Below are 7,804 nucleotides of genomic sequence, written 5' to 3' on the forward strand. Positions count from 1 at the left end.
TAGGTTTATACATGAGTTCCTCATTTCGGATTGTTGCTTTACTGACCACCGCAGAATTGAATGTTATTGCTAATTTCCCCGTAGCCATACTGGCAGCCGTTGCCTCACCACCTCCTAAAGAATGTCCTACAAATGTAAGTTCACTATTTCCAAGTTCTTTAGTCAAAGTTCTTGCATTATCGATGGCAACATGGTATTGTGAGGATTTTCCATATAACTGGACAATATCCTCTATTGCATCTTGTACGGAATTTGTGCCTGCATAAACATAAGCATATTCTGTCGCACCGTTCTCTGTCCGCTGGAAAAGTTCAGACTGTAATCCATTTTGTCCAAACCTCGTGTAATTCATACAGATTGATGTGTGGAAAGTCGATATATGCCAGCCTTTATCATGCAGGGCATCTGCGTATATTTTAGCCTTCTTTCCACCATATACATGTGCAGCCATTAACGCTGCCTCATACCCCGTAGGCTCTTGTCCATTAGAATCTATCAAAATGACCGCGTTATTCAGACAATATGCAAACGGCGTGACACCGGAATAATCTTCCGCCATAGGGTCAATGGCGTGCCACCGGGCCAGGATGGGGTCATACCACCGTGCGCCGTAGTCGTACCAGTCAAGGGCAAGGAGACGGTCAAGCTCCTTACCGTTATATTTATACCTGTGAACGTCCTTGCCGGTGCTTTCTCCTAACAGTGCGCCGAAAGGGTAATAGTGGTTCACCTGCTCGACATTACCGTTTGCGTCCGCCACGATACGGACATTGCCCTGATGGTCGCTCAGACAGAAATGGTAGACAGGCTTCTTATTTGTGAACGTGACATATCCTCCGTCGAAAAGGAGGCGGTCAAGACGAAGATTCTCGTAGATTACGTTCCCACAGTAGTCTATACGGTGCAGACCGTACATGAGATTAATGTATTCGTCTGTCATTCCGACACTATCCTTTAATGACGGGCGGAGAGGTTTCAAATCATCTCCGGAAATTTCTCCGGGCAGTTCCGCGTCAAGACCGAGGACGCTTATCTTCGGGTCTTCTATTGACAGAATGTCAAGCACATAGTCCGCTCTGAGTTTCTCTCCCGTGGCTGTATATGTGAACTCTATATTCTTTTTATTGTCGAAAAGGATACTCTCAGGGAGTCCCGTTATATTGTACCTTATCTCTTTTATCCTCTTGTTCTTGTCAGAGACAAGGCTTCCGTCAAGGTTGTAGGTGTACTCCGTGTCCGCATAAGCACCGTCATTGAAGTGCATGGCTCCTTTGTAATATGGGCCACCGACGGCATCGGATACTTTCCGCAGTCTGTTGCCGTCGTATTCGTATGTAAGGTCATCAATAATGCCACAGACTCCGCCATCCCGCAGACCGCTCCGCCTTAGGGAGAGGATATTGCCCTGCTTGTCGTAGGAATACTCTGTGTCATACTGTCCGCTCTGTCCTGATGAGGTATCAAGATATGCGGCACCCGTGAGTCTTGACAGACCGTCATAGCTGAAAGAATAGCTTCGCTCCTTTCCGTCTCCCGCCTGCCACCGCAAGGACGACATATTTCCAGAGAAGCATGGTCTGCCTCCGTGCTCTCCTGTCTCGTAGCCCATGGACATGTCAAGCAGAGAACCACTGATTCCCGTCATCCATGAGCGTATGTTATATTTATAACCGGTGGTCAGAGCCGCCGAGCCGTTCCTGCTGTCAGAGAGAAGTCTGCCAAACTCATCATATTCGCATGAAGCAATTGTCACAGGCTCACTGCCGTTCACGCTGTGCGTCCGCCTGAGCAGTCTGCCTGCATGATCGTATGTTGTCGTTGTCTCCTGCACCGTAGTCGCAGGTTTCAGTTGTACACGACCGGTGTGGACATGTCTGTGAGCAGTCTCCTGCCCTGAGAAATTATATGCATAGAAATGAGTGTCAGTGCCCTCCAGGTAGTTTGTAGCCTTTCTCTGCACCACCCTCTGCCGCCAGTCATAGTAGACAGCCTCATAGATATAGCCAGAATCATCCTTTCCCGGACACAGGCATGCCGTGGCACGTCCTGTGAGCAACCCCTGTGCCTTGTTGAACTTTCTGCCATACCCATCCTCTTTCGTATATGCCAGCTCACTGTGTCCGTCTGCGAAGCCGTAAGTGTCATAATAGTTCACTGTCATGATGCGCACTCCGGTGAGGGAAAGTCCGTAGACATCATATCCCATCCAACCGCCTCCGGTGTATGCACAGTAGGGAACTTCATTGAAATACAGCGACTGCCCTGGTGCGGGAATATTGTAGGAGCACGTTCCCGTGATACATTCCCTTCCGAATTTATCATATATATGGAACGTACTTTCATTTCGCTTCCTCTGCTCACCGGTCTGGACAAACAGCGGACGGTCAGCACCGTCATATTCCGTCAGCACGGCATCCGCTCCCGGCATTTTGGCAGAGCATCTCCTGTTTCTTCCGTCGTATTCGTATATATACGCATATTCATAAATATAATCATACGGAACATCCCCGTATCTGTATTCAGCAGCAAGAGCAGGAGGAACTGTCACAACAAGATTTCCACGGCTGTCATATATATAATATGTGTCATACGTCACCTTCACCGTTCCCTTATGCTCCACCATCCTTTTCAGGACAGTCCTTCCCTGCCTGTCCTGAAATTCCAATGCGGTCACTCCATCTTCGTTCTCAGTCCTTACAACCGACAGAGTTCCTGAAGGATAGTCTCCCGCGACAGAGAGCGACAAACTGCTGATGCCGTTTCCGTTTGTCTTGTAAAGCACGCAGTTCAGCGTATCGTTCCCAACGACATTTGCAAGCATGTCATATCTTACTGCTTTTCCGTTATCATGCCATGCAGCACCGGGACCAGCAGTACTTCTTATCATACCGTCAGGTACATTATCGTAAATATCCTCTGTATACGGCTTCCCGTCCGCCCATGCACCGGCGGCACCGGCAGCGCATTGTGAATAAGGAACATATTCTCCGGGTACGCCTGGAGTGGTTACCGCCGGCAACCACGTACGTGTCTTTCTGCCGAGAGCATCATACTCATGAAGCATGACAAGGTCGTTCCGTGCTGGTGTTATTCCGGCACAAACCTCTTCCTTCATGCGCCCGAAGCCATCATAGTATTGTGCCGTAATGAGTTTTTCGGAACAATCCTGCGACCTGCTGCTAAGCATGACCACAGAGTTTGTTCCTTCGCTCGCAGGAAGTTTCACAAGGTCTTCCTCATCCTCGTAGGGCAGGTAGATGTAGCTGTCCTCGTCAACTCCGAGCAACGTGTCGTCGTCATCATTCGCCTGTCCGTAAAGGTCTGCCGTTACGAACAAAGCCATGAGCACCAACACTGTATTTTTGTTTATTGCCGTCATGATGAGTGTTTATTTATAATGATAATCGTATTGGTTAAGAACCTGTTTCCGGTCGGTGTACGGATTAACGATATATTTCTCACGCAGCCGTTCAAGCATATCATACTTATACTGTATTGCCGAACCGTCAGGGAATACCTCGGCATAAAGCCGCATATCCATGTCATACATATAAATATGGAATATTGAGGATTTCATTGTATACCGTTCATCTATTCCTCCGTAATCAAGTCCGTACCGCATATCATTCTCTGACACAACCGCCTCTTTTCCAAGACACGCTTCCGCTTCCGCCAGAGATGCGTTCTTGATTTCATAGAAGAGTTTCTGACCGTGAAAGCCCCAGTAATACACATTCAGGCATCCGTCCGTTTCCACCTCCGTAGGTTTGCCGTAAGCATTGACGGCATTAACCTTAAAGTCAGTTTTCATGGTCTTGGTGCCTCCCCATGATGTTGTCTTACGGCTTATGTATGGAATCTGACTGTCTGTTGCCTGATAATCGAATGTCTCGACGGTTGCCGCGCCGTTCTCTTCGGTGCGCTTCTCTATTACCGGAGAAATGATGTGCAGTTGTCTCATCCAGTCATACCCGGCATAGTCAGACGGATATTTATATCTGACACTCCTTGTCGTACCGTTGCTGGTCAGCATAGTCTCGGCAGAGAGCAGCCTGTCGTAATTGTATGAATAGGTTGTTGAGGAACTGTATGCACCGCTCTCCGTATATACAGTGTCGCGTACGCTCGCCGGAAAATAACTGAATGTGAGCGTATTTGCCAGCCATCCCACTGAGCAAGTCATGAAATCGTATGGATAGTAGTTGATTATCACTTCCTGCTGATAGGCGGTTTTCATGGCGGCATGCGGGGTTCTTCCGTAGCGTATGGCCTTTTTACGCTTAAGGACACCGTTGCTGTCATAAAATTCCTCAGACAGAAGTTTACCCCTTTCCTGCGAATGGCTTGTGTATGGTGCTATGGCCTCTCCTCCCGAAGCTGTGGAATACGAATATTTCTCGTCATTGTGTGATATTCCGAATATGTCCATATCATAGTTGGAATACCTGTATTTCTTATACCCCAGGGAATTACCTCCGGCATCAAGGGTCTCTTCTATGACGCATGAATATCCCACATCCGGAGTGTTCTGATTAGTGACAGGAGTCTGGAAACCGCCTGTCGATTTCAGCACAAGAGTCGCACTTCCTGCGGTATATGAAACACTATGAACAGGAAGAGGTTTGGATATTCCGCTGCTTTCCCCGTTTTTGGTTTCCGAATAATAATACTTTTTTGTACTGATAAGACTGTTTCCTTCATCATAGTTGTTTATCTCCGACACCCTCAAGCCGCCGGCACAACCATAGGTTTTCATTACAGCAGAGTGGTCGGCAGACACTATCTTTGAATATTCGTGCAGGCTGTATGTGAATGCCGTCCTGCCGCCGGTAGGATAGATTATTTCTGACAGGGTCTCAGCTCTTGTGGCAGGTAAGGACGGATGTACGGTAGTGTATGACGGAATTGCCGAGATGCGGACTTCTCCGCCGTTATAGTATCCCCAGGAGTCGGTGTTTGCCATGGAATACCTGTAAGGCATGGTCTGACTTATGTCATATGTGAAATGATATGCCGGCATATCGTCTCCGGAAGTTTCCTCCGGCAGTTCATATCCCCACTGGCCCTTTATAAGTGCAGGTACTCCTGTCCGTGTCAGTATTGAGAGTAATTTAATCCTCTCACTGCTGTTCTCTATGTATTCAAAATAGAAAGAACGTCCGTTTCCTGAGAACTTGTTTGTTATCGCAATGCGGTGCAGGACATTGTGGGTAAGATTGTCGGCAATGGCCTTGCGGGTGGCGTTTTCGCTTTCATATTGCCGTGTGTCCATGAAAACGAAGAACTGCAGTGCCGGGTCTTCCATGTTTGATGAATATGTCGGCCATCTGAGCGTACCCGTTGCCTGCCAGTACAAGGCTTTGCTGTTCCTGTAGAACCTGTCACCATAGTTCCTTTCCTTGAAATAAGTAAAGTCAATGGTCTCATTCGGAGTCTCTATGGATGTCAGGCATGCGGGAAAAAGCAGGAATCCGGTAAAGCCACGCCATCCGTTCTGTTCGGGATTGGTCTGTTCCTGAACGGTTCCGTATTGCATACGGTACTGCGGGACATAACGGATGTCACACATCACTGCAGATGTATCATACTTGAATTCAATGACACGCTTGTCTGCCGTAGTGATTTTCCTGAGCCGCCATGTCGTAGGGACAAGCGGACTGTTCTTTCTTGCATAATACGGTATGCTGAATTCCGTTGCGTCAAGTCCTCCGAACTCATACCGGCATCCGTCGGGAGTAACGAGCGTGAACTTGTTGAAAAATCTGTTATTATCACTCTGAACATCCCATCCGGTTGTCTTGAAGCGTGTCTTCAACCGGCTGCGGTTTATGAATCCGTCGCCGTCTGCCGGATTAAACTCAACCTTTATGTCATGGTCGGATATGACGGTCCACCCTCCGTTTTCATTATAGTAGAAATTCCCGGAATATCCGCAAAAGCTGAAAGAGAACTCGTCAGGAACGACCTCGAAGAAGTCATTGCCGCGCAGTCTGTCCTTGGTCATCTGTGCAAATGACTCGTTTGTGATGCCCTTCATTTTTGACGAATGGGAGAAGAAGCCATGAGGAATGCCGTCGTCTCCACACAGTTCGTCATAGACACAGTTGACAGTGCGCGTAATATATCCTCCCGCCATAAGGTTCCATCCCATGCCGAGAATGCCCGACTGGCCCTCAGGCTTTACCGATGCAAGATGATAATTTGCGGAAACGGGAAGAACATAGTCGCCGACCTTGATGTCGTACAACGGGACGGATATGTCCGGTATCCCGGTATAGTGGCTTACGGGAATTGTTCCGAACATACCGAGATTGGCAATCTCAGGTGTCTGTATGTTATTTACCGGTCCTACCTGTGCAAAGGCATCTGTAATGACAGACAGAAACATGTACAGTATTAGTTTCCTGTTCATCTTCTCAGTATGATTTTCTCTGTATAACGTTCGTCTCCTATATGTATTTCAAGAATGTAGATACCGTCTGTGTAATCAGACAAATCTATTTCTTCTTGATGCTTGCCGCTGTTTTGCCTGTACGGCACACTTCTGTATACGGCCTTTCCGTCAGTGGTGTATATTGAGTAGCAGACCTGTGATTGTCCGGGAAGCGTGTATTCAAGTCTGACGGAGGTCTTTCCTGTTCTGCATGCGCTGTACATGAATCTGTCCGACGGCACGGCTGTCTTGTCTTTATTTGAGTTGCCTGATGTTGTATTGTCATTCTCCGCATCATAAGCAAGTTGCTGCTGTAATGAAGCAGGATAGTAGAATGATGCAGTGCGTTGTTTGTCTTCATTCCCTGGCAAGGTGGTTATGAATGATTCAAGGACAGGGTATCTGCATCCCTTTGCATACCATCGGTAGATGTCGCTTTTCATGATATACGGCTCTTCCCCAAGATGCTTCCTTATGCTGTCTTCCGGGAACGGAGCGGAAGAGATTGCCGGAAGGCTGTCCGCAGGATAACGGACGGATGAAAGGAAACGTTCCGTATGCAGGCGTATCACGTCCTTCAGAGTATCTCCTTCAGGCAGGACAAGTTTTCCGTAAGCATCTGCCGAAATTTCATATCTGCCGAAAGAACGTAGGGCAATTCTGTCACAATAAATTCCTGTGCCATGGAAAAATCCGGAATGGGAATCGCCATATTTCATGGGAAAAATAAGATGTGGCTCCTGTAAGCGGTAGCTTATTTTTGTCGTATTGTTTTCAAAACCACATGTAAACAGTGTGTCATTGCGTAACTCATAAGAATATATTGTTGCATTTTCAATGCTTGCCATGTGCGTGTCCGAACCGGAGACCGACATGTATTTTTGTCTGTAGACCTTGTCTGCCACGGGTGTCTCCATTATGTTCCAAATCACGTCTGTTCCTGCTTGCCCAATATCTTTGCATAAAATATGTTGTTTCATGATTACGTCCCCGTCACGAAACAGATTGGACGGCTTCTCTATACATGTCTGTGCCTCACATGTCAGAACCGGCATGCAGATTGTCATTGTCAGAAGTGTCTGTAAAGTAAGAATATGTCTCTCGGGAAGTAGTCTTATCATACAAAATAATTGGTGTAAAAAAAAGTTTCTATGGAAAACGGTTACTTAAATGGCATGAAGCCGCAAAGTAATGGAACCGATGCCGTGGGAATATGTTCTTGCTTATACCGTCAGCATTCTTGTCTTACGATTACAAAAGTAAATGAACTTGTTCAAACTAATTTATATTCGTTAATTATTCGCTAAAATACAAACAATACAGCGTATTTTCCAAAAGGTTTATTATATTATTGTGACCAAACCTTAATAT

The 7,804-nt window shown here is 46.9% G+C and carries 3 protein-coding genes; all 3 read right to left on the reverse strand.

The window, feature by feature from the left end; translation table 11 throughout:
* On the reverse strand, nucleotides 1–3,379 hold a 3,379-nt coding region (locus tag E5358_RS14705; RefSeq protein WP_135940913.1), incomplete at its 3' end, for an RHS repeat domain-containing protein.
* 9 nt (nucleotides 3,380–3,388) lie between these two features.
* On the reverse strand, nucleotides 3,389–6,412 hold the full coding sequence (locus E5358_RS14710; protein WP_135940914.1) for a hypothetical protein: 3,024 nt from the start codon (nucleotides 6,410–6,412) through the stop codon (nucleotides 3,389–3,391).
* A complete protein-coding gene (locus tag E5358_RS14715) occupies nucleotides 6,409–7,554 on the reverse strand; it encodes a T9SS type A sorting domain-containing protein (protein ID WP_135940915.1) in 1,146 nt (381 codons plus the stop codon). Before E5358_RS14715 ends, E5358_RS14710 begins: the two co-directional genes overlap by 4 nt.
* Between the last annotated feature and the right edge of the window lie 250 nt (nucleotides 7,555–7,804).

This window comes from Palleniella muris, assembly GCF_004792655.1.
Classification (GTDB): Bacteria; Bacteroidota; Bacteroidia; order Bacteroidales; family Bacteroidaceae; genus Prevotella; species Prevotella muris_A.

Bases quoted from the DNA above. Each gene is read 5' to 3' on its own strand.
- E5358_RS14715 (WP_135940915.1), bottom strand. From the start codon at position 7,554: ATGATAAGACTACTTCCCGAGAGACATATTCTTACTTTACAGACACTT.
- E5358_RS14710 (WP_135940914.1), bottom strand. From the start codon at position 6,412: ATGAACAGGAAACTAATACTGTACATGTTTCTGTCTGTCATTACAGAT.